The organism is Rhizobium sp. BK176 (assembly GCF_024808055.1).
Genome location: NZ_JANUBV010000007.1, coordinates 229,180 through 252,210, shown reverse-complemented (window position 1 = coordinate 252,210; position 23,031 = coordinate 229,180). Strand labels below are relative to the sequence as shown.

21 protein-coding genes are annotated in these 23,031 nt (G+C 59.7%); 11 read left to right on the top strand and 10 right to left on the bottom strand.

The annotated features are described in order from the left end of the window. Positions 1-5: 5 nt before the first annotated feature. From FHT76_RS22115 to FHT76_RS22105, 3 genes are read right to left on the bottom strand one after another with little or no spacing between them, the layout of a single operon-like run. A complete protein-coding gene (locus FHT76_RS22115; RefSeq protein WP_183861412.1) occupies positions 6-881 on the bottom strand; it encodes a protein phosphatase 2C domain-containing protein in 876 nt (291 codons plus the stop codon). Between the two features lie 48 nt (positions 882-929). Then, a complete protein-coding gene (locus FHT76_RS22110) occupies positions 930-1,694 on the bottom strand; it encodes a GntR family transcriptional regulator (RefSeq protein ID WP_183860974.1) in 765 nt (254 codons plus the stop codon). Then, positions 1,691-2,575, bottom strand: a complete 885-nt coding sequence (locus FHT76_RS22105; protein WP_183860972.1) for an N-acetylglucosamine kinase — start codon at positions 2,573-2,575, stop codon at positions 1,691-1,693. Before FHT76_RS22105 ends, FHT76_RS22110 begins: the two co-directional genes overlap by 4 nt. 524 nt (positions 2,576-3,099) lie before the next feature. On the opposite strand from FHT76_RS22105, the gene FHT76_RS22100 reads away from it, so the two are divergent. The 5 genes from FHT76_RS22100 to FHT76_RS22080 all read left to right on the top strand — a co-directional run bounded on the left by FHT76_RS22100 (position 3,100) and on the right by FHT76_RS22080 (position 8,439). Then, positions 3,100-4,359 (top strand): ABC transporter substrate-binding protein, encoded by a 1,260-nt coding sequence (locus FHT76_RS22100; protein ID WP_016554569.1) that lies wholly within the window; start codon positions 3,100-3,102, stop codon positions 4,357-4,359. Between the two features lie 186 nt (positions 4,360-4,545). Continuing rightward, complete coding sequence (locus tag FHT76_RS22095) at positions 4,546-5,493, top strand: carbohydrate ABC transporter permease (RefSeq protein WP_016554568.1); 948 nt, start codon at positions 4,546-4,548, stop codon at positions 5,491-5,493. A 10-nt stretch (positions 5,494-5,503) separates the two neighbouring features. Continuing rightward, the gene (locus FHT76_RS22090; RefSeq protein ID WP_016554567.1) at positions 5,504-6,346 is read left to right on the top strand and encodes a carbohydrate ABC transporter permease; all 843 of its coding nucleotides are present in this window, start codon (positions 5,504-5,506) and stop codon (positions 6,344-6,346) included. Beyond that, on the top strand, positions 6,343-7,425 hold the full coding sequence (locus FHT76_RS22085) for a Gfo/Idh/MocA family protein (RefSeq protein ID WP_183860970.1): 1,083 nt from the start codon (positions 6,343-6,345) through the stop codon (positions 7,423-7,425). The genes FHT76_RS22090 and FHT76_RS22085 overlap by 4 nt, the downstream gene beginning before the upstream one ends. A 12-nt stretch (positions 7,426-7,437) precedes the next feature. Continuing rightward, entirely contained in the window at positions 7,438-8,439 is a 1,002-nt protein-coding gene (locus FHT76_RS22080; RefSeq protein WP_183860968.1) for an ABC transporter ATP-binding protein, read from the top strand. Between the two features lie 56 nt (positions 8,440-8,495). On the opposite strand, the gene FHT76_RS22075 is transcribed toward FHT76_RS22080, so the two are convergent. From FHT76_RS22075 to FHT76_RS22045, 7 genes are all read right to left on the bottom strand, one after another. Continuing rightward, the gene (locus tag FHT76_RS22075; RefSeq protein ID WP_183860966.1) at positions 8,496-8,801 is read right to left on the bottom strand and encodes an NIPSNAP family protein; all 306 of its coding nucleotides are present in this window, start codon (positions 8,799-8,801) and stop codon (positions 8,496-8,498) included. Positions 8,802-8,852: 51 nt separating this feature from the next. Further along, positions 8,853-10,187 (bottom strand): MFS transporter, encoded by a 1,335-nt coding sequence (locus FHT76_RS22070; RefSeq protein WP_183861411.1) that lies wholly within the window; start codon positions 10,185-10,187, stop codon positions 8,853-8,855. Between the two features lie 139 nt (positions 10,188-10,326). After that, positions 10,327-11,388 (bottom strand): ABC transporter ATP-binding protein, encoded by a 1,062-nt coding sequence (locus FHT76_RS22065; protein ID WP_016554562.1) that lies wholly within the window; start codon positions 11,386-11,388, stop codon positions 10,327-10,329. Positions 11,389-11,402: 14 nt separating this feature from the next. Beyond that, positions 11,403-12,191 carry an ABC transporter permease gene (locus tag FHT76_RS22060; RefSeq protein WP_183754499.1) on the bottom strand — a complete coding sequence of 263 codons (789 nt, stop codon included), beginning with the start codon at positions 12,189-12,191 and terminating at the stop codon, positions 11,403-11,405. Beyond that, the gene (locus tag FHT76_RS22055) at positions 12,188-13,081 is read right to left on the bottom strand and encodes an ABC transporter permease subunit (RefSeq protein ID WP_183754501.1); all 894 of its coding nucleotides are present in this window, start codon (positions 13,079-13,081) and stop codon (positions 12,188-12,190) included. Before FHT76_RS22055 ends, FHT76_RS22060 begins: the two co-directional genes overlap by 4 nt. A 72-nt stretch (positions 13,082-13,153) precedes the next feature. Beyond that, positions 13,154-14,257, bottom strand: coding sequence for an ABC transporter substrate-binding protein (locus FHT76_RS22050; RefSeq protein WP_183754503.1), 1,104 nt, complete (start codon positions 14,255-14,257; stop codon positions 13,154-13,156). Positions 14,258-14,437: 180 nt separating this feature from the next. Beyond that, positions 14,438-15,310, bottom strand: a complete 873-nt coding sequence (locus FHT76_RS22045; protein ID WP_183860965.1) for a MurR/RpiR family transcriptional regulator — start codon at positions 15,308-15,310, stop codon at positions 14,438-14,440. Positions 15,311-15,486: 176 nt separating this feature from the next. On the opposite strand from FHT76_RS22045, the gene FHT76_RS22040 reads away from it, so the two are divergent. The 6 genes from FHT76_RS22040 to FHT76_RS22015 all read left to right on the top strand — a co-directional run bounded on the left by FHT76_RS22040 (position 15,487) and on the right by FHT76_RS22015 (position 23,026). After that, the gene (locus FHT76_RS22040; RefSeq protein WP_183860963.1) at positions 15,487-16,260 is read left to right on the top strand and encodes an N-formylglutamate amidohydrolase; all 774 of its coding nucleotides are present in this window, start codon (positions 15,487-15,489) and stop codon (positions 16,258-16,260) included. 126 nt (positions 16,261-16,386) lie between these two features. After that, the gene (locus tag FHT76_RS22035) at positions 16,387-17,934 is read left to right on the top strand and encodes an amino acid permease (protein ID WP_183754509.1); all 1,548 of its coding nucleotides are present in this window, start codon (positions 16,387-16,389) and stop codon (positions 17,932-17,934) included. Between the two features lie 145 nt (positions 17,935-18,079). Then, entirely contained in the window at positions 18,080-19,447 is a 1,368-nt protein-coding gene (locus FHT76_RS22030; protein ID WP_183860961.1) for a glutamine synthetase family protein, read from the top strand. Between the two features lie 105 nt (positions 19,448-19,552). Beyond that, complete coding sequence (locus tag FHT76_RS22025) at positions 19,553-20,938, top strand: aldehyde dehydrogenase family protein (RefSeq protein ID WP_183860960.1); 1,386 nt, start codon at positions 19,553-19,555, stop codon at positions 20,936-20,938. Next, positions 20,935-22,080 (top strand): iron-containing alcohol dehydrogenase, encoded by a 1,146-nt coding sequence (locus FHT76_RS22020; protein WP_183860959.1) that lies wholly within the window; start codon positions 20,935-20,937, stop codon positions 22,078-22,080. Before FHT76_RS22025 ends, FHT76_RS22020 begins: the two co-directional genes overlap by 4 nt. A 232-nt stretch (positions 22,081-22,312) precedes the next feature. Beyond that, positions 22,313-23,026, top strand: a complete 714-nt coding sequence (locus FHT76_RS22015) for a ParA family protein (protein ID WP_183860957.1) — start codon at positions 22,313-22,315, stop codon at positions 23,024-23,026. Positions 23,027-23,031 lie beyond the last annotated feature (5 nt).

The window sequence follows — 23,031 nt, the reverse complement described above, 5'->3', positions numbered from 1 at the left end:
TTGTCTCAGGCGTCAGGCGTCAATTCGACAAGCAGGGCGGTGGTATCGTCACTCTGCTTGTAGCGCGGGTAGCGGAGGCCTTCGGGATCGATCTCGCGTTCGAAGTGCCTGAGTTCATCAAGCATTGGCCGCAAGCCCTTGTCGCGTGCGGTGCGTACGAGGCCCGCTGAATCATAGGCTGCGTAAAGGACCGCGAGATCCGAAAGGCCGTCGCTGCAGACAATTGCGTGCGCCTTGCGCCCGACATCCAGCCGTTCAGAAATCAGGTGGTCGGCTGCCTCCGGTACGAGGCCTAGGGTCCAGACCCCGCTCTCCGGCGTATTCTGCCGTTCGCGGTGCTGGCGCAACGAGGCGAGGGTCTCGGTATTGCCGAGCGCGCCACCTTCCTTCGTGATGCCGCCTGTGCGCGCAATGTGTTTTCGGGCTTGGTTCTGCTCATATTGATAGGCACCCGGGATTGCCATGTGCATGGTGGCGGAGCCGTCTTCCTGTAGCAGGAAGACGCTGGAGTCGCCGAGGCCGATGAAGTAGAAGCCATCGCGTGTCTGATGCAGCATCGCGAATGCTGTCAATGGCCAGGCATAACGCGGCACGTTCTCGTTGTGTCGGAGAAAAGCTGCCCGGGCTGCGACCGAGAGGCCGCGCGCAACCTCCGAGATGCTGGACTCACGAGTGATCTGATCCTCAAAGCCGCGAGCGAAATGCTGGGCGATCCAGGCGGCGTCACTGCCCGCCACATCCATATATTGGCGGTCGCCGAGCCCCGTGGCACCGTCGATGACGAAGGCGCAGGACTCGTTGCAGCCGAAGCTGTCGTCATTCGGCTTTGCGGGATTTCCGGGATCGGAGATGCTGTCGAGGAGTGTGATGCGAGCTGTCATGGTACATGGAATAGACGCCATTCGCCGTCTCTTCAATGCGACCAGGCATCACGGCACGCCGATCGTCAGTTCGGCGACAAAATCATAGGCATCGCCGCGATAGAGCGAGCGCGTAAATTCAACCGCTCGCCCCGAGCCGAGATAGGAGATACGCTCGATCGACAGCCCTGCAGCGCCGACGGGTACGCCGAGCAGATGGGCGTCGGCTTCCTTCATGTTGGTAGCGGAAATCCGCTGCACGGCGCGGACCGGGCGGACCTGACGGCGCTCGAGTTCGGCATAAAGCGACGTTGTCACGACAAAGGGATCGGGCAGGAATTCTCCAGAGACGCTGGCGTTTTCGATAGCCAGCGGCTGGTCATCAGCGATGCGCAATCGGCTGAGGCGTGAGACCCTGACATCCGTCGCGAGGCCGAGAATCATCATTTCATCCGGCGAGGGCGTATGAATGCCCTTGTGCAGCCATTCAGAGCGCGAGGTCATGCCCCGACGGGCCATATCCTCGGTAAAGGACGTGAGCTGCGAAAGGCGCTGCTCGACCTTCGAAACGGGCTTGGTCACGAAGGTGCCGGAGCCATGGCGGCGAACCAACAGTCCGTCGGCAACCAGTTCATCAATTGCCTTGCGCACAGTCACCCGGCTGACTGTTGCAAATTCCGCGATGTCACGCTCGGGTGGCAGAGCGTCGCCATGGCCAAGCGTGCCTGTTCGAATGGCATCTTCCAACGTGCGGCGCAGTTTGACGTAAAGCGGGCCGGTGCCGCCGGCCTGAAGGCGTTCGGGGGAGAGAAGGTTTGCAAAATCGTCGGTCATACCGCGCCGGCTCCTTCCTCGTGCAGAAACTTCACAGCGAGATCGATGGCGCCCTGCAGGACGTCGCCGCGCGGCTCGCGCAGCAGAGCAACGTGACGTTCTGCGAGCCACGGGCGATAGGCGTTCGCCAGCCCGCCCAACAGGCAGATCGCCTCGCATTCCGGCCAGAGCAGTGCATCAAGGCTCTCTCCGATCGAGGCTGCTGCGTTCCGAACGATCGCCGTCGCAACCGGGTCGCCCTTGGCTGCAGCCTCGAAAACGACGGGTGCATAGCGGGCAAAGTCATTGGGACGGGATACATGGGCGAACTCGACGACGCGCTCGGGATTGTCGCCATACTCGGCCATGACGGTCTGGGTCACAGGCGAGGACGGGCGCACCCCGTCATGCGCAAGCAGGGACTGCTCCAAGAGGTCGCGGCCGAGGCGAGCGCCGCTTGCCTGATCACCGACAACGAACCCCCAGCCTCCAATGCCGTAGAGCTTGCCGTTGCGGCGCGCATTGTAAACGGACCCTGTGCCGAATGCGCCGATCACGCCGTCGTAATCGCCGAGAGCTCCCTGCAGGGCTGTCGTTGCGTCAGTGACAACCCGGCGTCTGGCAAAGGGCAGGGCGCGCTCGATCCGTTCGGCATAATCGCCGACGTTCGCGCCGGCAACGCCAACCACGGCAGCGACGGTGGAAACGGTTTCAGGCGATAGGCCGGCGTCGCGCAATGCGTTTCTGGCCGACGCCACGATGTTGAGCAGCGAATTGTCGAGGTCGGAGAGGATGTTCGACGGACCGGCTGTGCCACGGCCGAGGATATGCCCCGCCGCATTCGTGACCGCGGCGCGGCAACTGGAGCCGCCGCCATCAATGCCGATCGCAAGTTCTGTCATTGAACCACCGAAAATCCGCTCGTTTCCCTCGTTTTTATTACAATACCAAAAAAATACCATTTACCAAGTGCAAAGCGTAGCAAAAATTCATCTTTTTATATTATTGATTTTGAACGATAAAATTTTTAATGCAGCATTTCTGTCGTTCAGATGTTAAAATTGGCTGGACAATTGGTATTTTTTTGGCCTTAATTCAACTCAAAGGGAACAGCGCATCGGGCAGCGATAAACCGGCAGGACTGAGATAAGCCGGGCCACTCGATGAAATGCGGAATCGGTCGTGGCGGCTTTGTCGCCCTCAAGCCGTTCTTGCCGTCAGTTTTCCCTTTCATGGCTGTGCCGGATCGGTTTCTTGTTCGGGTACGCTGTCTGGTCGACGGGTGTTTGCCTGTCGTGCCGATCGAGCTTTCGGGCCGGCAGTTGTTGACGGCCCTCAATGGGGCGCTGCGTGTCACCTCGTGCATGCAGTCGCTCGTTTCAGGTCAAGAACGGCGCCTTATCGGCGCTCAAAACAGGAGAGGGAAATGAGACACACTGCACTGAAAGGCTTCCTGCTGGCTTCGAGCCTGCTGACATCCGTCGGCTTCGCTCATGCCGCCGACGTCACGCTGACGGTCGAAAGCTGGCGTAACGACGACCTGCAGATCTGGCAGGAAAAGATCATCCCGGCGTTCGAAGCCAAGAACCCGGGCATCAAGATCGTCTTCTCGCCGACCGCGCCGACGGAATACAACGCTTCGCTGAATGCCAAGCTCGATGCGGGCTCCGCTGGCGATATCATCACCTGCCGTCCGTTCGATACGTCTCTTGAACTCTTCAAGAAGCAGCAGCTCGCCGATCTCACGAGCCTGTCTGGCATGGAGAATTTCACGCCGGTTGCCAAGGCTGCCTGGTCGACCGATGACGGCAAATCCACCTTCTGCGTGCCGATGGCTTCGGTCATCCACGGCTTCATCTACAACAAGGACGCCTTCGACAAGCTCGGCATCTCCGTTCCGAAGACGGAAGACGAGTTCTTCGCAGCTCTGGAGAAGATCAAGGCGGACGGCACCTATATCCCGCTCGCCATGGGCACGAAGGACCTCTGGGAAGCCGCAACCATGGGCTACCAGAACATCGGCCCAAACTACTGGAAGGGTGAAGACGGTCGTTTGGCGCTGATCGAAGGCAAGCAGAAGCTGACGGATGCCGACTGGGTCAAGCCGTATGAAGAGCTCGCCAAGTGGAAGCCGTACCTTGGCGATGGCTTCGAAGCTCAGACCTATTCGGATAGCCAGAACCTCTTCACGCTCGGTCGTGCGGCGATCTACCCGGCCGGTTCCTGGGAAATCGCGCTGTTCAACAGCCAGGCGCAGTTCAAGATGGGCGCCTTCCCGCCGCCGGTTCCGAAGGCTGGCGACCAGGGCTACATCTCCGACCATCCGGATATTGGCGTCGCGCTGAATGCCAAGAGCACGCATGCCGAAGAAGCCAAGAAGTTCCTGTCGTGGGTTGCGTCCGGCGAATTCGCCGACATCTACGCGAACTCGCTGCCGGGCTTCTTCAGCCTGAACTCCAACCCGGTGAAGATGAGCGATCCGCTGGCTCAGGAATTCGTTTCCTGGCGCGGCCCGTACAAGTCGACGATCCGTTCGACCTATCAGATCCTCGGGCGCGGCACGCCAAACCTCGAAAACGAGACCTGGATTGAGTCGGCGAACGTCATCAACGGCACCGACACGCCGCAGGCAGCCGCCGACAAGCTCCAGAAGGGCCTCGACGGCTGGTACAAGCCAGGCAAGTAATGAAAGCCGAGGGGCGGCGTCAGCCGTCCCTCACGCCGGCTCAAAGCCAATTTCGTATCCGCTTTTCCTCTCCCCGCCGCCTTCGAAACCCGAGCGGACGGGGAGACGATTAGAGGAAAGGGCGTTCTGCCCGCCGTGTCAGATGCGCTGCGCCAGAGGCGCCGCCAAGAAGAACAGGCAAAAGCCATGAGCGAAGCCCTATCCGCTGTCGATGTCGTTCCCATCAAGCGCCCCGTGCGCTGGCACATCGGCGTCTTTCTTTTCCCGGCATTCGTCGTCTACTCGGCGATCATGATCCTGCCGCTGATCGAAACGCTGAGGCTTTCGTTCTACAACACGGTCGATGGCGCGCCTGCCTTCGTCGGTCTCGCGAATTACAAGGTGCTGTTCGGCGATGCCCGCTGGGCCCGTGACTTCTGGAACGCGCTGGTCAACAACTTCATCTTCTTCCTCATTCACATGTGCGTGCAGAATCCGATCGGCATCGCGCTGGCCGCGCTGCTGTCGACGCCGCGGCTGCGCTTCGTGGCGTTCTACCGCACCGCGATGTTCCTGCCGACACTGCTTTCCTTCGTGATCGTCGGCTTCATCTGGAAGCTTATCCTGTCGCCGATCTGGGGCGTTGCGCCGTGGCTGATGAGCCTTGTTGGCATGAAGTCGCTCTTCGCTCCATGGCTCGGACAATCCGGACCGGCGCTGATCGCCGTGTCGCTGATCTCGAACTGGCAGTACATCGGCATTCCGATGATGCTGATCTACGCAGCGCTTCTCAGCATCCCGGAAGAGGTGATCGAAGCCGCCGAGTGCGACGGCATCACCGGCTGGGCACAATTCTGGAAGATTAAGCTGCCGCTTATCCTGCCGGCGATCGGCATCATCTCGATCTTGACATTCGTCGGAAATTTCAACGCCTTCGACCTGGTTTATACAGTGCAAGGTGCGCTTGCCGGGCCCGATATGTCGACGGACATCCTTGGTACGCTGCTCTATCGCACGTTCTTCGGTTTCCAGCTGCAGCTCGGTGACCGCTCAATGGGGGCGACGATCGCGACAGTGATGTTCCTGATCATCCTCGCCGGCGTGTCTTTCTATCTCTTTGCCATCCAGCGGCGCATGCGCCGGTACCAGTTCTGAGGAGGGTGTCATGTCCAACAGAGCACGCACATCCCCAATCCGCACCGGTCTCGTTCACCTGGCACTTATCGGCTATACGCTGGTTGCCATCTTCCCGGTGTTCCTAACGATCATCAACTCGTTCAAGGACCGCAACGCGATCTTCCGTTCGCCGATGCAGGTGCCGACGCCCTCCACATTCAGCCTTGTCGGGTACCAGACCGTGCTGGGGCAGGGTGACTTTGCCACCTATTTCCAGAACAGCTTCATCGTCACGGTCGTTTCGATCTTCTTCGTGCTGTTGTTCGGCGCGATGGCCGCCTTCGCTCTCTCCGAATACAAGTTCAAGGGCAACACGCTGACGGGTCTTTACATGGCGATCGGCATCATGATCCCGATCCGCCTCGGCACGGTCGCCATCCTGCAGGGGATGGTGGCAGCCGGCCTCGTCAACACGCTGACGGCGCTGATCCTCGTTTATACGGCGCAGGGTATTCCGCTGGCGATCTTCATCCTGTCGGAATTCATGCGGACCGTCTCCGACGATCTGAAGAATGCCGGTCGCATCGATGGGCTGTCGGAATATTCGATCTTCTTCCGGTTGGTGCTGCCGCTGGTGCGCCCGGCCATGGCCACCGTTGCCGTCTTCACGATGATCCCGATCTGGAACGATCTCTGGTTCCCCTTGATCCTGGCGCCGTCGGAAGCAACGAAGACGGTCACCCTCGGATCGCAGATCTTCATCGGTCAGTTCGTGACCAATTGGAACGCAGTGCTTGCGGCACTTTCGTTGGCGATCCTGCCGATCCTCGTTCTCTACGTCATCTTCTCGCGGCAGCTGATCCGCGGCATTACTTCGGGAGCGGTCAAGTGAGTGCGTCCGACAAGTCAATCCGCGTTCTCGTCGCCGGCCTCGGCAATATGGGACGCAGCCATGCGTTGGCCTACCACAACAATCCCGGTTTCGAGATTGTCGGGCTGGTCAACCGCTCCAAGCCAAAGCTGCCTGAGGAGTTGCGGGGCTACGAGATCTATTCGGATTTCCTGGCAGCACTTGTCGAGTTAAAGCCGGATCTCTGCGCAGTCTGCACCTATTCTGACACCCACGCCGACTACGCGGTCGCTGCCTTCGAGGCAGGTTGCGATGTCTTCGTCGAAAAGCCGCTGGCGACAACTGTCGCCGATGCTGAGCGCGTCGTCGCGGCGGCAAAGAAGGCTGGCCGGAAGCTGGTGATCGGCTACATCCTTCGCCACCACCCATCCTGGATGCGATTGATAGAAGAGGCGCGCAAGCTCGGTGGCCCTTATGTCTTCCGTATGAATCTCAACCAGCAGTCCAGTGGTCCGACGTGGGAGACGCACAAATCGCTGATGCAGACGACGTCGCCGATCGTCGATTGCGGCGTGCACTATGTCGATGTCATGTGCCAGATCACCGATGCCAAGCCGGTGGAGGTGCGAGGGATGGGATTGCGGCTCTCCGACGAAATTGCACCCGACATGTATAACTACGGCCAACTTCAGGTGCTGTTCGAGGATGGTTCCGTCGGCTGGTACGAGGCCGGCTGGGGGCCGATGATCTCGGAAACGGCGTTCTTCGTGAAAGACATCATGTCGCCGAAGGGATCGGTCTCGATCGTCATGGACCCGAACGCCAAGTCTGACGATATCGACGCTCACACAAAGACCTCGGTTATCCGCCTGCACACCGCGGAGACGGGACCTGACGGAAAGTTCATCCGACCGGACCAGGACATGACGATGGAGGGCGAGCCCGGCCATCAGGAACTCTGCGACCGCGAGCAGGCTTTCATGCTGAAGGCCATTCGCGAGGACATCGACCTCAACCGCCACATGGCAGACGCCGTCGCTTCGCTGCGCATCTGCCTCGCCGCCGACGAAAGCGTGCGTATCGGCCAGGCCGTCAGGCTCCAAGAGCCGGTCAAACTGTAAGGAATACGACTAGTGGGATCGCTTCAACTCAAATCCATCCGCAAGACCTACGGCACGCATGAGGTGCTCAAGGGCATCGACCTGGAGGTCAAGGACGGCGAGTTCGTCATTTTTGTCGGACCTTCGGGTTGCGGCAAATCAACCCTGTTGCGCAGCATTGCCGGACTGGAAGACGTCACCTCGGGTGCCGTTCTCATCAATGGCAAGGACGAGACGCTGACGCCTCCCGCCAAGCGCGGCATCGCGATGGTGTTCCAGTCCTACGCGCTCTATCCGCACCTGACGGTCAAGGACAACATGGGCCTTGGCCTCAAGCAGGCCGGCACGCCGAAGGACGAGATCGAGACGCTCGTCAAGAAGGCCTCCTCGATGCTGTCGCTTGAACCGTATCTCGCGCGGCGCCCGGCGGAGCTTTCTGGTGGCCAGCGCCAGCGCGTCGCCATTGGCCGTGCGATCGTGCGCGAGCCGGCGCTCTTCCTTTTCGACGAACCGTTGTCGAACCTCGACGCAGCCTTGCGTGTTCAGACGCGCCTCGAAATCGCCCGGCTGCACCGCAGCCTCAAGGCGACGATGATCTACGTCACCCACGACCAGGTCGAGGCGATGACGCTCGCCGACAAGATCGTGGTCCTGAATGCCGGCGCGATCGAGCAGGTCGGTTCACCGATGGAGCTGTACAACCGTCCCGCAAACACCTTCGTTGCGGGTTTCATCGGTTCGCCGATGATGAACTTCATTCCGGGTGACAAGGTTGGAGATGCGGGCGCAAAGACTGTCGGCGTGCGCCCGGAGCATCTCACCCTTTCGCGCGAGCAGGGAACATGGCGGGCGAAGGTCGTCCACGTCGAACATCTCGGCGCGGACACGATCATCTATCTCGAATCCGAGCAGTGCGGCCTGATCACGGCGCGGCTATTCGGGGAGCATAAGTACGAGCCGGATGAGATCGTCTATGCGACGCCGGACACGGGCCACATGCATCGGTTCGATGCCAATGACCAGGCAATCCGCTAGAGCCCGACTTCAAACTGAAAGCCCCGCCATAGAGCGGGGCTTTCCATTTCTATCGATCAGCCAAGGACAGGGCGCATGAAACTGCGCTCGTAGCTGATGATGCTGCGATTTCGTTTGTCCAGATCGAATGCGGCCTGGCATTCGGGATCGCTTGCCATGCGCGTGCGATAGTCTTCGTAGGCCGCGAGGCTCGGGAACGAAAACAGCGCAATGGCAATGTTGTTCGCGCCCTCGGACGGCAGGAAATAGCCGTGATGCGTGCCTCCCATTCGATTGACGATCGGAATCCAGAGGCGCGCATACTCCTCGAATTCGGCAACCTTGTATGGGTCGATCGTGTAACGCAGATAGCAAGTAATCATTGAAGCATTCCTTTGAAGCAAAGCCGGACGGTGGCCACACGCCTCCGACAGCTAGGCGGCGAGGCGCTCGGTGAGTTCCTCGATGCCGACGTCTGCCTCGACGCTGTCTCCCTTGGCGATCAGATAGAGCCCTAGCACGAAGGCGAGGGCGGCGATGAAGAGCAGGTAGTAGGCATGAGCCATCGGATTGATTGGCAGCAGCGATGCGACTGCAAGAGGCGTCAGGCCGCCGAAAATCGCATAGGAGACGTTGTAGGAGAAGGAGAGGCCGCTGAAACGAACGCGGGCCGGAAAGGCGCGGACCATGACGTAGGGTACTGCTCCAACCATGCCGACTGAAAGCCCCATGATAGCGTAGAGCGTGAAGAGGACGGTCAGCGAAACGCCCGCGTAGGTATAGAAGGCGAAGGTTGCTGCACCAAAGAAGATGCTGGAGACAACAAAGAAGCGTCCTGAGCCAACCCGATCGACGATTGCGCCGGCAGCAGCGGTTCCGAAGATCAGGAAGAGCGTACCGAAGCTGGTGGCCGCAAGCGACTGCAGAGCGGTGTAGCCATAGAGCTTCTGCAGGAAGGTCGCGGTCATCAGAGTCGTCACGACAATACCGGCCGACAGGATCCAGGTCAGCAGCATGGAGATGATGACGCCGCGCGGGTAGTCGCGCAGGACGGCTTTCAGCGGCAACTCCGGAACGAGTGAGAGGGCTTGCTTCATCTCCGCAAAGATCGGTGTCTCCTGCAACCAGCGGCGCAGATAGACGGCAACCAGGCCGAAGATGCCGCCCAGGAAGAAAGGGATGCGCCATGCATAGGCGGCGACATCATCTGGTGTGAAGACTGAGTTAATGATCGTTGCGACGAAGGATCCGAGCAGGATGCCAAGCGTCAGGCCGGAGCAGAGAAAGCCACAGGCGAAACCGACCCGGCGGAAAGGAACGTGTTCGGCCACGAAGGTCCAAGCGCCGGGCACTTCACCGCCGATCGCCGCACCTTGCAGGATGCGCATGAGCACAAGGAGGATCGGAGCGGCAATGCCGATGGTCGCATAGGTCGGCATCGCCGCCATGCCGAGCGTAGAGAGCGCCATCAGCAGGATCGAGAAGGCAAAAACGCGCTTGCGGCCAAAGAGGTCGCCGAAATGGGCGAGGATGATGCCGCCGAGCGGACGAACCAGATAGCCGGCGGCGAAGATCCCGAACGTCTGGATCGTTATCAGCCATTCCGGCATGTCGGCTGGAAAGAACAGCTTGCCAATCACCGCCGCGAAGAAGACGAAGATGATGAAGTCGTAGAACTCAAGCGCACCCCCGAGAGCAGAAAGACCGAGTGTGCGAAAATCCTGCGAAGTGAGGCGGCGAGGCGCGGAGGCTGTCGTCGTGGGAGACATCATGCTGACTTTGCTTAACGAAAACGTTTCAGCCGTCGTTGCGCATCGACGTCGCCATTTCAAGCAATTTCCGGCGCCTCAGCTATGGCGCCGGAAATGCGGGAACGAGTGTGGCAAAACCGCAAAGGTTAGGGCGCGCTCAGTCTCGGATGACGAGCAGGTCCGCTGCCATGAAACGGAGCGTTACGGTTTCTCCGGCTTGTGGCGGCGTTACGCCGGGGCTGTTGAACATGTCAAAGGAAATGACGTTGCCGCCGACGTTCATGCGGGTGCGGATAACCGAACCGAGGAAGTGCGCGGAGACGACCTGACCGGTCAGCTTCGTGTCGCATGGTGCGCTCTCGGCCAACGATCCGGCTTCCGGACGTAGCGCCAGAGACACCGTATCGCCCGCTTTGAAAGCCGCGACGGACTGCTTTAGCGTGACCCCCTGATCGCCGATCTGGATACGGTTGACGGCGGGATCGACGACCTTGGCCTCGATCATGTTGAGCGTGCCGACGAAGGAGGCGACGAAGCGCGTGGCCGGCGTGTTGTAGATCTCGAAGGGTGTTCCGATCTGGTCGGCGCGACCAGCGTTCATGACGACGATGCGGTCGGAGATCGACAGGGCTTCCTCCTGGTCGTGCGTCACGAAGACGGTGGTGATGCCGAGCTTCTGCTGGATCGCGCGGATTTCCTCGCGCAGTGATACGCGGATCTTGGCGTCGAGGGCAGACAGCGGCTCGTCGAGCAACAGCACCTGTGGGCGCACCGCCAGCGCACGTGCCAGCGCCACGCGCTGCTGCTGTCCACCTGAGAGCTGATAGGGATAGCGGTCGGCGAGGTGGTCGAGCTTAATCAGCCCGAGCATTTCCTTTACCCGCTGATCGATTTCGGTTGCCTGCTCACCGGCGACCTTCAAGCCGAAGGCTACGTTGTCGTGAACTGTCATGTTGGGAAACAGCGCGTAAGCCTGGAAAACCATGCCGATATTGCGCTTGTTCGGCTTCAGATTGTTTTGTTCCTTGCCGCCGATGGCTATGCGGCCGGCGGAGGGCGTTTCGAAGCCTGCGATCATGCGCAGGACGGTCGTCTTACCGCAGCCCGAGGGGCCGAGGAAGGAAATGAATTCACCCTTCTCGATCTGCATGTTGAAGTCATGCACGACCTGCGTTGCGCCGAAGGATTTCTTGAGGTTTGCGAGTTCGAGGAAAGCCATGAAAACCAGATACCTTACGACTTGGCCGGAGCGGCTCGGTGAAAGCGGGAGGCGAGATTGAGCAGGCCCATGCTGAGCCAGGTGATCGAGAAGGCGATGACCGCCAGCGCCGACGGCTCGTAAGCGCGGTTAGCGCCGACCAGCTGCAGGTAGGGGCCGAAGGCCGGACGATTGAGGAGAGCGGCCATGGTGAATTCGCCCATGACGATCGCGAGCGTGATGAAGGCGCCCGAGAGCACGCCGCTCATGACGTTCGGGAAGATGCACTTGAACATGATCGTCGTCCAGCTGGCGCCGAGGCTCTCGGCCGCCTCCGTCAAGGTGCGGACGTCGATTGCGCGCATCGCCGTGTCGACCGCACGGTACATGTAGGGTAGTGACAGCGTCATATAGGAAAGGACGAGCAGGACGTTGGTGCCTGAGGTCGAGCCCGTCAGCGGCAGGATCGAGGATGAGTTGTACATTCTCAGATAGCCGAAGACGATCACAATCGCCGGGATAACCAGTGGCAGCAGCGTGATGAATTCTACGACCGGGCGGATTTGCGGCAGGCGCAGACGCACCCAGTAGGCGGTCGGTACCACAAGCAGCATGCCGAAGATGATCGTCAACAGAGCCATCAGCATCGAATAGCCGAAGGTTTCGCGGAACTGCGCATCGGAAAAAACCGAGGCGTAGGCGTCGAAACTGTATGTGCCGCGGCGCATACGCAGCGAGAATTCGATCGTGGCGATGAGTGGCAGCAGGAAGTAAATCGAGCCGAACGCAATGGCGATCCAGGCTCCAAGGCGTGAAGTCTTCATTTTTGCCACCGTTCAGCGCGCATGCGCAGCAGGATGTAGAGGAGATTGGAGAGGCCGGTGATGACGATCATGCCTAGCGCCAGCGCATAGCCGAGGTTGGCATTGTGAAGAACGTCGCCGCGGATCTGCGCATAGAGCAGGATCGGCACGATGTTCAGCGAGCTACCGGTCAGCGCGTAGGCGGTCGCGATGGCACCGAAAGCATTTGCAAAGAGCAGCAGCGTCGTGCCCATCAGGCTCGGCCAGAGGATCGGGAAGGCGACCATCCGCCAATACTGACCGTTGGTGGCGCCGAGGATCAGCGCGGCTTCCTTCCACTCCTTTTTCATCCCGTCGAGAGCCGGCGTCAGGATCAGCACCATCAGCGGGATCTGGAAGTACATGTAGGTGAGGGTGAGCCCGAAGAAGCTCAGTAGGTTGAAGCCGGTGGAATAGAGATTGAAGCCGAACCAATCGCGCAGCAATACGGTGACGAGCCCGGTGCGCCCAAGCGTGGCGAGGAAGGCGAAAGCAAGCGGCACGCCGGCGAAGTTTGAAGCAACGCCGGAAAAAGTCAGAAGGCCCGAGCGGACCCAGTTTGGGAGGCCGCCGAGGACGATGGCCCAGGCGAGAAAGAAGCCGATCAGCGCACCGCCGAGGGCGGAGGCGACCGAAACCCGAATGCTGATCCAGTAGGCGCTCAGGATCGACGGCGTGAACAAGTCGGCAATGTTCTGGAGCGTCAGATTGCCTTCAGGCGTCAGGAAGGCGCCTGCCACGAGATAAAGCGTCGGCACGATAAGGAACAGCAACGCGAAGATCATGAACGGTGCGATGCCGAGCCAGTCTACGATCTTGTCGCGGTTTATCATGGACGTGGTCGTGACCACGGATGTTGAAACGGTGCTCATAGACGACAGCCTTATCGGGGCAATGAAAACGAAACCTCTCCGCCCAAGGGCGGAGAGGCCTTGTGTCAAAGATTACTTAACGTTCGCGCCGACAACGCTGTCCCACTTGCCGGTGATGGCAGCCTTGCCAGCAGCCTGCTCGTCGAGCGTCGGGAAGACAGCCTTTTCATAGGCAGCAGCCGGCGGCAGCTTGTCGAGAAGCTCCTGCGGGATCTTCTTGTTGGCTGCGAGGTCGTTGAAGCGGATCGGGTGGCAATAGCCCTTCAGCCAGCCAAGCTGACCTTCGTCCGAATAGAGGTATTCCATCCAGAGCTTTGCAGCGTTCGGATGCGGAGCGAAGGCGGAGATCGCCTGGACGTAGACGCCAGCGTTAACGCCCGATGCCGGAACGACGACTTCAACCGGCGGGTTGCCCTTCAGCGTATCGCGCCAGGACAGGCCGTTGTAGTCCCAGGCGACGACGATCGGGGTCGAGCCCTGAGCGAGCGAGGCAGACTTGCCGATGACAGGCACAAGGTTGCCGGCCTTGTTGAGTTCGGCGAAGTAGGCGAGACCGGCTTCACCAGCCTTGGTCGCATCCTTTTCACCGGCTGCGATACCTGCGGCGTAAACTGCCTGGACAGCTTGGTTCGACGCGCGCGGATCACCAGCGAGGGCGATGCTGTTGGCGTAGTCCGACTTCTTCAGGTCGGCCCAGTCCTTCGGGACTTCCTTGACGATGTCGGTGTTCACGACAAACGAGAGGACGCCGTAGTAGTCGCCGTACCAGAAGCCGTCAGCATCCTTGGCGCTATCCGGGATCGAATCCCAGGTGGAGACCTTGTAGGGCTGGATCAGGCCGTCGGCCTTTGCTGACGGACCGAAGGAGAGGCCGACGTCGATCACGTCTGGAGCCTGCGGGCCGGTGTTGCCCTTGTTGGCCTTGATGGCTTCGATTTCATCGCCCGAACCGGCGTCCGGGTTCAGCTCGTTGACTTCGAGACCGTACTTGGCCTTGAAGCCGGCGATGACGTCGCCGTAGCCGCACCAGTCGTGCGGAAGCGCGATGGTGGTCAGCGTACCTTCCTTCTTGGCGGCAGCGATGAGTTCAGCGCTCGGTTCAGCGGCTGCGATTGCAGTCGAAGCAACAACAATTGCAGTAGAAAGTGAAAGAATTCTAGAAATATTAGAGATCACTGTTGTTCTCCTTCGTGGTTCAGTGTCTGACGATGCTGTTACTGACGTTACGTGAAGCTTTCGTGACAGTTTGATGACCTTATTTTTTCTTTGTATAGCAGGCATTTGGCGGCGGTGTTTCATTTACGACACGTTGTTCACTCAAGCGCGGCCTGTCATCTCGCTGTCGTATTTTCCCTCCTAACTGAGTTTGCGGAAGAGCCTGGTTTGTTCGAACAGACCCTCCAGCGTTTTCATGCGTTCTTTCGTTTCGTCCCATGTCGAACTCTGAACGGCTTCGATCAGCGCTTCGACAATAAAGAGAGTGACGACTGATGAATCCCAGGCCGATGGGGCCTCGATCTGCACACGAAACGTGTGGCGCGCGAGCTTGGCGGCAGGCGATCCCCATTGATCCGTAAACACGACAATCTCGGCTCCGCGCTTGCGGGCCGCGGTCGCGAGACTGACCATCTCCTGCTCGTAGCGGCGGATATCGAAGATGACCAACAAGTCGCCGGGATTCAAATTGAGGACGTATTGCGGCCAGCTGCTCGAATTAGATGAGAGCAGAGCGGTGTTCGGGCGAATGACCTGCATATGCGTGAAGAAGTATTCGGCGAGCGCGCCGGTGATGCGTCCGCCGACAAAATAGAGGCCGCGCTTGCGGTCGGAGAGGAGGGAGGCGACGCTGTCAAACGTCGCTGTATCGAGCGCGCTCAGCGTCTGGCGCAGATTGCCCATGATCGCGTCGGCAAAGCGGTTCAGAATATGCGTGCCCGGCGCATTGGAGGCCCAGCGGTCGTGCTTGGCGATAGGGTTTGAAATCGTTGCTTCGACTTCCTGATGGAGGTGCGACTGAAAGTCGGGATAGCCCTTGAACCCAAGCTTCTGGACCATGCGCACGACCGTTGGCGTTGACACACCGGCGTTCTCAGCAATCGTCGTTATGCTTCCCAGTCCGGAGACAGGGTAGTTGTCCAAAAGGCTCTCAGCCAATTGCTTTTCAGCCCGCGTCAGCGTGCCAAAATGCGAATGGATTACGTCCGAAACTGTCTTCGACGCAGCGGTCACGCGATCATGCTCCCCGGGATTGGTCTTGTGCCACTTTCCCACTGAAAGTTAACAACGCTGTCACAATCCATGTCAACTACTGTCATGAAAAGAAATTTTCAGAGTGCGCTTGACAGTCGTCGAAACGTGAAGAATTCTTTTCTTATACATACTTTATTAATGATCGGGATGCGCCTGTGGTGGCTGCTCAGTTCAAGGTCCTAAGCGAAGCGGAAGGCGAATGCGTTTCGGTCGAGCGACCGAACGGCAGGAGCTCGTTGCTGGTGATCTGCGAGCATGCTTCCCGATTGCTGCCTGAGCGGTACGGAACACTCGGTCTCTCCGATGAAGCGCTGGAAAGTCATATTGCCTGGGATCCGGGCGCTTTGGCCGTGGCCCGCGGGATTTCGGAGGCTCTCGATGCCACACTCATCTACCAGCGATTTTCTCGGCTGATCTACGATTGCAACAGGCCACCGGAGTCAGCCGGAGCCATGCCTGAGAAGAGCGAAGTCTATGAGATACCGGGCAATGCCCATCTCAGCGGGGAAGAACGCCTCGCGCGGACAGAAGCGTTGTATATTCCTTTCCATGACGCCATTCGCGCACTGATTCGCGATCGTAAGGCGAGGGGGCGGGAGACGGTGATTGCAACGGTCCACAGCTTCACTCCGGTGTACCACGGCAAGACGCGCGCTGTGGAAATTGGTATACTGCACGACGAAGACAGCCGCTTTGCAGACAGCGTTTTGAACGCCGCATCGTCCGGCTCGCCTCTCTACAAAATCGAACGCAACGAGCCCTATGGCCCTGCGGATGGCGTGACCCACACGCTGATCCTGCATGGGCTGTCCAATGGGCTCCGCAATGTAATGATCGAGGTCCGCAACGACCTCATCTCAGACGAAGACGGTCAAGGGGTCGTGGCCGACTATCTGACAGGGCTTCTCCAGCAAAGCCTGGACGCCTGACAATGAAAAAAAAGACCCCAGGGAGCAGTCTAACTGCGATCCGCCCGTAGGCGAAAACGTCACGGGCACTTTGGCACTGGATGATCATCCGCAATCCCGCGGATGATCGCTAAACAGGGGGAAGTCATGTCCGATTACACGGATCACGACAAGAAGCAGGATATGCATATCCTGCACTCCATGGGCTACGCCCAGGAGCTGGAACGGCGGATGAGCTCGTTCTCGAACTTTGCCGTTTCGTTTTCCATTATTTGCATCCTCTCCGGCGGTATCAACTCACTGGCGCAAGCCACGGCGGGTGCCGGCGGTGCGGCGATCGGCATCGGTTGGCCGGTCGGTTGCTTCGTCTCGCTGGTGTTCGCTGTCGCGATGGCGCAGATCAGTTCGGCCTATCCGACCGCGGGCGGCCTCTACCATTGGGGCTCGATTCTCGGCAACCGCTTCACCGGCTGGGTAACCGCATGGTTCAACCTGCTCGGTCTCGTCACCGTTCTGGGCGCGATCAACGTCGGCACCTACTACTTCTTCATGGGCGCCTTCGGGACAAGCTACTTCGGCCTGACAGACACCACGATGGTCCGCATCGTCTTCCTGGTTATCATTACCGGTGCGCAGGCGCTCGTGAACCACATGGGGATTGGGTTGACGGCGAAGCTGACGGACTTCTCCGGTTATCTGATCTTTGCGACGGCGATCGTACTGGCCGCTGTCTGCCTGTTGGCAGCACCGTCCTATGACATTGGTCGGCTTTTTACCTTCGCCAATTACTCCGGCGAAGCGGGTGGCAATGTCTGGCCGTCGACTTCGGGCGCGTGGGTCTTCCTGCTCGGTCTCTTGCTGCCAATCTACACGATCACCGGCTACGATGCTTCGGCGCATACCTCGGAAGAAACGGTCAAAGCCGCGCATTCCGTGCCACGCGGCATGGTTTCCTCGGTCCTGTGGTCGGCGCTCTTCGGTTACATCATGCTGTGCGCTTTCGTGCTGATGCTGCCGAACATGGACGATGCAGCCAAGCAGGGCTGGAATGTATTTTTCTGGGCGATGGACAGCCAGGTGAACCCTGTTGTCAAGGATCTGCTCTACCTCGCCATCTTCGTCAGCCAGTGGCTGTGCGGCTTGGCAACGGTGACCTCGGTCTCGCGTATGATCTTCGCCTTCTCGCGTGACGGCGGTCTGCCTGCATCGAAGGCGCTGTCGAAGGTCAGCCCGAAGTACCGTACTCCGGTCGCGGCCATCTGGACCGGATCGATCCTCGCTGTCCTTTTCGTCTGGGGCTCGTCGCTCGTTTCGATCGGTGAGACGCCGGTTTACACGATCGTCGTATCGTGCACGGTCATCTTCCTGTTCTTCTCCTTCGCGATCCCGATCACCCTCGGCCTCTTTGCCTGGGGCACGTCGAAGTGGGACAAGATGGGGCCGTGGAACCTCGGCGAGGGCATGTTCAAGCTGTTCGCGATCCTGTCGATCCTCGCGATGGTGCTGATCTTCGTTCTTGGCATCCAGCCTCCGAACGATTGGGCTCTCTACATCACCGTCGGCTTCCTCGTGCTGACCGCGATCGTATGGTTCGGCTTCGAAAACCGCCGCTTCAAGGGACCGCCGATCGGCGACGAGGTTGCGCGCCGTCAGGCGGAGATCGCAGCAGCCGAAAAGGCAGTCGGCGAAGCCTGAGGTTCTCGACTTCCCTCTCCGACTCCGGGGCCGCGATAGCGGCCCCGTTCTCCGGATCAACGAAAACGCATCACGGCGGCTCACTCGTTTCACTGCATGCTCTTTCGTTGCACCGATTTCAGTTCCAAGTTCAGGCGGATTCACCATGAGCATCTATACCCTCGACGATCTCAAGCAGGATGTAGCCGATGGGCGCATCGATACGGTTCTGGCGTGCCAGGTGGACATGCAGGGCCGCCTGATGGGCAAGCGGTTTCAGGCCGAATACTTCCTGGAAAGCGCGTGGAAGGAAACGCATAGCTGCAACTATCTCGTTGCCACCGACATGGAGATGGAAACCGTGTCCGGCTACAAGGCGACAAGCTGGGAAAAAGGCTATGGCGACTACACGATGAAGCCCGATCTTTCGACGCTGCGCCGCATTCCATGGCTCGAAGGCACCGCGCTCGTGCTCTGCGACCTCCTTGACCACCACACGCATGAAGAAGTACCGCATTCGCCGCGCGCGATCCTGAAAAAGCAGGTCAAGCGACTGGAAGACATGGGCATGAAGGCGTTCATGGCCTCGGAACTCGAATTCTTCCTATTCGACCAGACCTACGAATCTGCACACGCATCCGGTTATCGCAACCTCAAGCTCGCCAGCGCCTACAACGAAGACTACCACATCTTCCAGACGACCAAGGAAGAGGAGGTCATGCGGGCAATCCGAACCGGATTGCAAGGCGCCGGTATTCCGGTCGAGAACTCGAAGGGTGAGGCGTCGGCGGGCCAGGAGGAAATCAACGTGCGGTATGCCGACGCGCTTACCATGGCCGACCGCCACTCCATCATAAAGAACGGCTGCAAGGAGATCGCCTGGTCGAAGGGCAGGGCGATCACCTTCCTCGCGAAGTGGCACTACAATGCCGCTGGTAGCTCGTCGCACATCCATCAGTCCCTCTGGAGCGCCGACGGTAAGACACCGCTTTTCTACGACGAAGGCGGCAAGTACGGCATGTCACCGCTGATGAACAACTATGTGGCCGGTCTTCTCGCACACGCCAGCGAGATCACCTATTTCCTTGCGCCTTACATCAACTCGTACAAGCGCTTCATGGCTGGCACGTTCGCGCCGACGAAGGCGATCTGGAGCAAGGACAACCGCACGGCCGGCTATCGGCTCTGCGGCGACGATACCCGCGCGATCCGCATCGAGTGCCGTGTCGGCGGCTCGGACCTCAACCCTTATCTCGCGTTTGCGGCACTGCTCGCCGCCGGCATCGAGGGTATCGAGAAGAAGATGGAGCTGGAGTCGCCGTTTGTCGGCGACGCCTACGGCGCTCGCAGCGTCCGCGAGATCCCGCGCACCCTGCGTGCAGCAACCGCTGCCATGACGGAATCGAAGATGCTGCGTAGCGCCTTCGGCGATGACGTTATCGACCACTATACCCGTGCTGCCGAGTGGGAGCAGGAAGAATACGATCGTCGCGTTACCGACTGGGAAGTGGCGCGCGGTTTCGAAAGAGCATAAAGCGTAGCCAAGGCCGGACGGCGTCCTGTCACACGATTTCCATATCTCGGGAGATTGTTTGGGGCGTCCGCCGGTTTCGGCATGCCAAAACATAGGATGAAGATCATGGGAATGATCCAATGCATTTCACCGATCGACGGATCGGTTTACGCCGAACGCCCGGCGCTTTCGCTGGAGGCGGCGAAAGACGCGGTGGCGCGTGCGCGCAAGGCGCAGAAGGCCTGGGCAAAGCGGCCGCTGGAACAGCGCGTTCAGCTGGTGTTGAAGGGCGTCGCGCGGCTCAATGAAATGTCCGACGTCGTCGTGCCGGAGCTTGCCTGGCAGATGGGCCGACCGATCCGCTACGGCGGTGAGTACAAGGGTTTCAACGAGCGCTCCAACTACGTCGCCTCGATCGCCGCCGATGCGCTGGCGCCGCTTGTCGTCGAAGAAAGCGACAAGTTCGAGCGCCGCATCGAGCGCGAAGCGCATGGCGTCGTCTTCGTCGTGGCGCCTTGGAACTATCCCTACATGACAGCGATCAACACGATCGCGCCGGCGCTGATGGCGGGCAACACCGTTGTTCTGAAGCATGCGTCGCAGACGCTTGTTGTCGGGGAGCGGCTGGTGCAGGCGTTCGTCGAGGCCGGCGTTCCCGAGGACGTCTTCCAGAACGTATTCCTCGACCACGAGAGGACGTCGGCGCTAATTGCCGCCGGCAGCTTCAACTTCGTGAACTTCACCGGCTCGGTCGAAGGCGGGCGCTCGATGGAGCGTGCGGCGGCCGGCACGTTTACCGGTCTTGGCCTCGAGCTCGGCGGCAAGGATCCGGGCTACGTCATGGAAGACGCCGACCTCGATGCAGCGGTCGATACGCTGATGGACGGCGCGACCTATAATTCCGGTCAGTGCTGCTGCGGTATCGAGCGCATTTATGTGCATGAATCGCTGTACGACAGCTTCGTCGAGAAGTCGGTCGCTTGGGTGTCGAACTACAAGCTCGGCAATCCACTTGATCCGGAGACGTCGCTCGGCCCGATGGCAAACAAACGTTTCGCCAAGGTGGTGCGCGAGCAGGTCGCCGATGCTGTCTCCAGGGGTGCCAAGGCCCTGGTCGATCCGAAGCTCTTTCCGCAGGATGATGGTGGCGCTTATCTTGCGCCGCAGATCCTCGTCAACGTCGATCACTCGATGGCCTTCATGCGCGAAGAAACTTTCGGCCCTGCCGTCGGCATCATGAAGGTCAAAAGCGATGACGAGGCAATCGCCCTGATGAACGACAGCCAGTATGGCCTGACGGCTTCGCTCTGGACGAAGGATCCGGAGCGGGCAGGGCGGCTTGGTCGCGAGATCGAAACCGGCACGGTGTTCATGAACCGCGCAGACTATCTCGATCCGGCGCTCTGCTGGACCGGCGTCAAGGAAACCGGCCGTGGCGGCTCGTTGTCGATCATCGGCTTCCAGAACCTGACGCGTCCGAAATCCTATCATCTGAAGAAAGTCACAGCATGAACATCACAGCCAACTGGAGCTACCCGACAGCCTTCAAGCTCGGTCGGGGGCGCATCAAGGAACTGGCGGACGCCTGCAAGAGCCTCGGCATGAAGAAGCCGCTGCTGATCACCGACCGCGGTCTGGCGTCGATGGCGATCACCCAGACGGGGCTCGACATTCTCGAAGAAGCTGGTCTCGGCCGCGCGATCTTCGCGGATGTTGACCCGAACCCGAATGACAAGAACCTTGAAGCTGGTGTCAAGGCGTTCAAGGATGGTGGCCATGACGGCGTCGTCGCCTTCGGCGGCGGTTCGGGGCTCGACCTCGGCAAGTGCGTCGCCTTCATGGCCGGCCAGACGCGGCCCGTCTGGGACTTCGAGGATATCGGCGACTGGTGGACGCGTGCCAGCCTCGACGGCATTGCGCCGATTGTCGCGGTGCCGACCACAGCAGGCACCGGCTCGGAAGTCGGTCGCGCCAGCGTCATCACCAATTCCGAAACGCATGTGAAGAAGATCATCTTCCATCCGAAGTTCCTGCCGGGCGTTGTCATCGCTGATCCGGAACTGACGGTCGGAATGCCGAAAATCATCACCGCCGGCACCGGCATGGATGCTTTCGCGCATTGCCTGGAAGCCTATTCTTCGCCGTTCTACCACCCGATGTCGGCAGGCATCGCGCTTGAGGGTATGCGTCTCGTCAAGGAATACCTGCCGCGCGCCTACAAGGAAGGCACCGATCTCGAAGCCCGCGCCAACATGATGTCGGCCGCAGCCATGGGTGCGGTCGCGTTCCAGAAGGGGCTTGGCGCCATCCACGCGCTGTCGCATCCGATCGGGGCGGTCTACAACACGCATCACGGCATGACGAATGCCGTCGTGATGCCGGCGGTGCTTCGCTTCAATCGTTCGGCGATCGAGGAGAAGATCGCGCGCGCTGCTGCCTATCTCGGCATTTCCGGCGGTTTCGACGGTTTTTACGACTACGTGCTGCAGCTTCGCTCTGAACTTGGCGTTCCCGACAGCCTTTCTGCGATGGGAATCAAGCCCGACCGAATCGATGAGCTTTCGGCCATGGCGATCGAAGATCCGAGCGCTGGCGGCAATCCGGTCAAGATGACGCTCGAAAATACCAAGGCACTCTTTAAGGATTGCTTCTGAACTTAGAGAAGAAGGCGGACCTGAACTGGCCCGGAAAGCCTAGGCTTTCCGGGCCTTTTTTGTTCATGGCGTCGTGATTGTGCCTAAGTGCAAGAAATGCTGGCCGCAATTTCAGGTGTCGCGTTTAGAAGTTGTTAACCATGATTAGAAAGGATGCATTAACCGCACGATGCTTCCGAGAGTGCGCGACAGAGCCATAGAGAGGCTCACATTTTCCCTTCGAGGACCGACCATGCCAGTCATCACTTTCGCAAACACCAAGGGCGGCGCCGGCAAGACGACAGCCGTACTTCTCCTCGCCACTGAGCTTGCCCAAAAGGGCTATCGGGTGACCATCCTTGATGCCGATCCGCAGCACTGGATCACGCGATGGCATGAGGTGTCCGGCCACGTGCCCAACATCTCGGTGATCGACTTCGTCACATCGGCGTCCCTGCCGCTGCACATTTCGGAAAACAAGCACAATACGGATTACTTCATCATCGATCTCCCAGGCGCGCGCAATCCGCTGTTGGCGACGGCCATCGGGCTTTCAGACCGCGTGCTGATCCCGATCCAGGGGTGCGCGATGGACGCGCGCGGCGGTGCGCAGGTGCTCGAGCTGCTGCAATATCTCGATGAGAAGGCGGGTATCCGCATTGGGCACTCGGTTGTCCTCACGCGCGTCAACTCGATGGTAACGACGCGGGCACTCTCGATCGTCAAGTCGCTGCTGAGCGAGCGTCAGGTGCCGGTGCTCGATACTGCGATCATCGAACGCTCAGCCTTCCGCGATCTCTTCGACTGCGGCGGTACGCTGCATTCCCTCGATCCAGCCCGTGTCAGCAACCTCGACAAGGCGCGCGAGAACGCTCGCTGCTTTGCTGAAGAGATCATGGCGAAGGTACCAGTCAAACTGCCGGAGCCGGCGCGCAGTACTGGCCCCCTGATCCGCTCTGCCGCTTGAATAAC

Coding starts and splice junctions, on each gene's coding strand:
- FHT76_RS22030 (WP_183860961.1), top strand. CDS start 18,080: ATGAGCATCTATACCCTCGACGATCTCAAGCAGGATGTAGCCGATGGG.
- FHT76_RS22105 (WP_183860972.1), bottom strand. CDS start 2,575: ATGACAGAACTTGCGATCGGCATTGATGGCGGCGGCTCCAGTTGCCGC.
- FHT76_RS22075 (WP_183860966.1), bottom strand. CDS start 8,801: ATGATTACTTGCTATCTGCGTTACACGATCGACCCATACAAGGTTGCC.
- FHT76_RS22070 (WP_183861411.1), bottom strand. CDS start 10,187: ATGTCTCCCACGACGACAGCCTCCGCGCCTCGCCGCCTCACTTCGCAG.
- FHT76_RS22110 (WP_183860974.1), bottom strand. CDS start 1,694: ATGACCGACGATTTTGCAAACCTTCTCTCCCCCGAACGCCTTCAGGCC.
- FHT76_RS22020 (WP_183860959.1), top strand. CDS start 20,935: ATGAACATCACAGCCAACTGGAGCTACCCGACAGCCTTCAAGCTCGGT.
- FHT76_RS22025 (WP_183860960.1), top strand. CDS start 19,553: ATGGGAATGATCCAATGCATTTCACCGATCGACGGATCGGTTTACGCC.
- FHT76_RS22060 (WP_183754499.1), bottom strand. CDS start 12,191: ATGAAGACTTCACGCCTTGGAGCCTGGATCGCCATTGCGTTCGGCTCG.
- FHT76_RS22115 (WP_183861412.1), bottom strand. CDS start 881: ATGACAGCTCGCATCACACTCCTCGACAGCATCTCCGATCCCGGAAAT.
- FHT76_RS22065 (WP_016554562.1), bottom strand. CDS start 11,388: ATGGCTTTCCTCGAACTCGCAAACCTCAAGAAATCCTTCGGCGCAACG.
- FHT76_RS22035 (WP_183754509.1), top strand. CDS start 16,387: ATGTCCGATTACACGGATCACGACAAGAAGCAGGATATGCATATCCTG.
- FHT76_RS22055 (WP_183754501.1), bottom strand. CDS start 13,081: ATGAGCACCGTTTCAACATCCGTGGTCACGACCACGTCCATGATAAAC.
- FHT76_RS22015 (WP_183860957.1), top strand. CDS start 22,313: ATGCCAGTCATCACTTTCGCAAACACCAAGGGCGGCGCCGGCAAGACG.
- FHT76_RS22100 (WP_016554569.1), top strand. CDS start 3,100: ATGAGACACACTGCACTGAAAGGCTTCCTGCTGGCTTCGAGCCTGCTG.
- FHT76_RS22090 (WP_016554567.1), top strand. CDS start 5,504: ATGTCCAACAGAGCACGCACATCCCCAATCCGCACCGGTCTCGTTCAC.
- FHT76_RS22095 (WP_016554568.1), top strand. CDS start 4,546: ATGAGCGAAGCCCTATCCGCTGTCGATGTCGTTCCCATCAAGCGCCCC.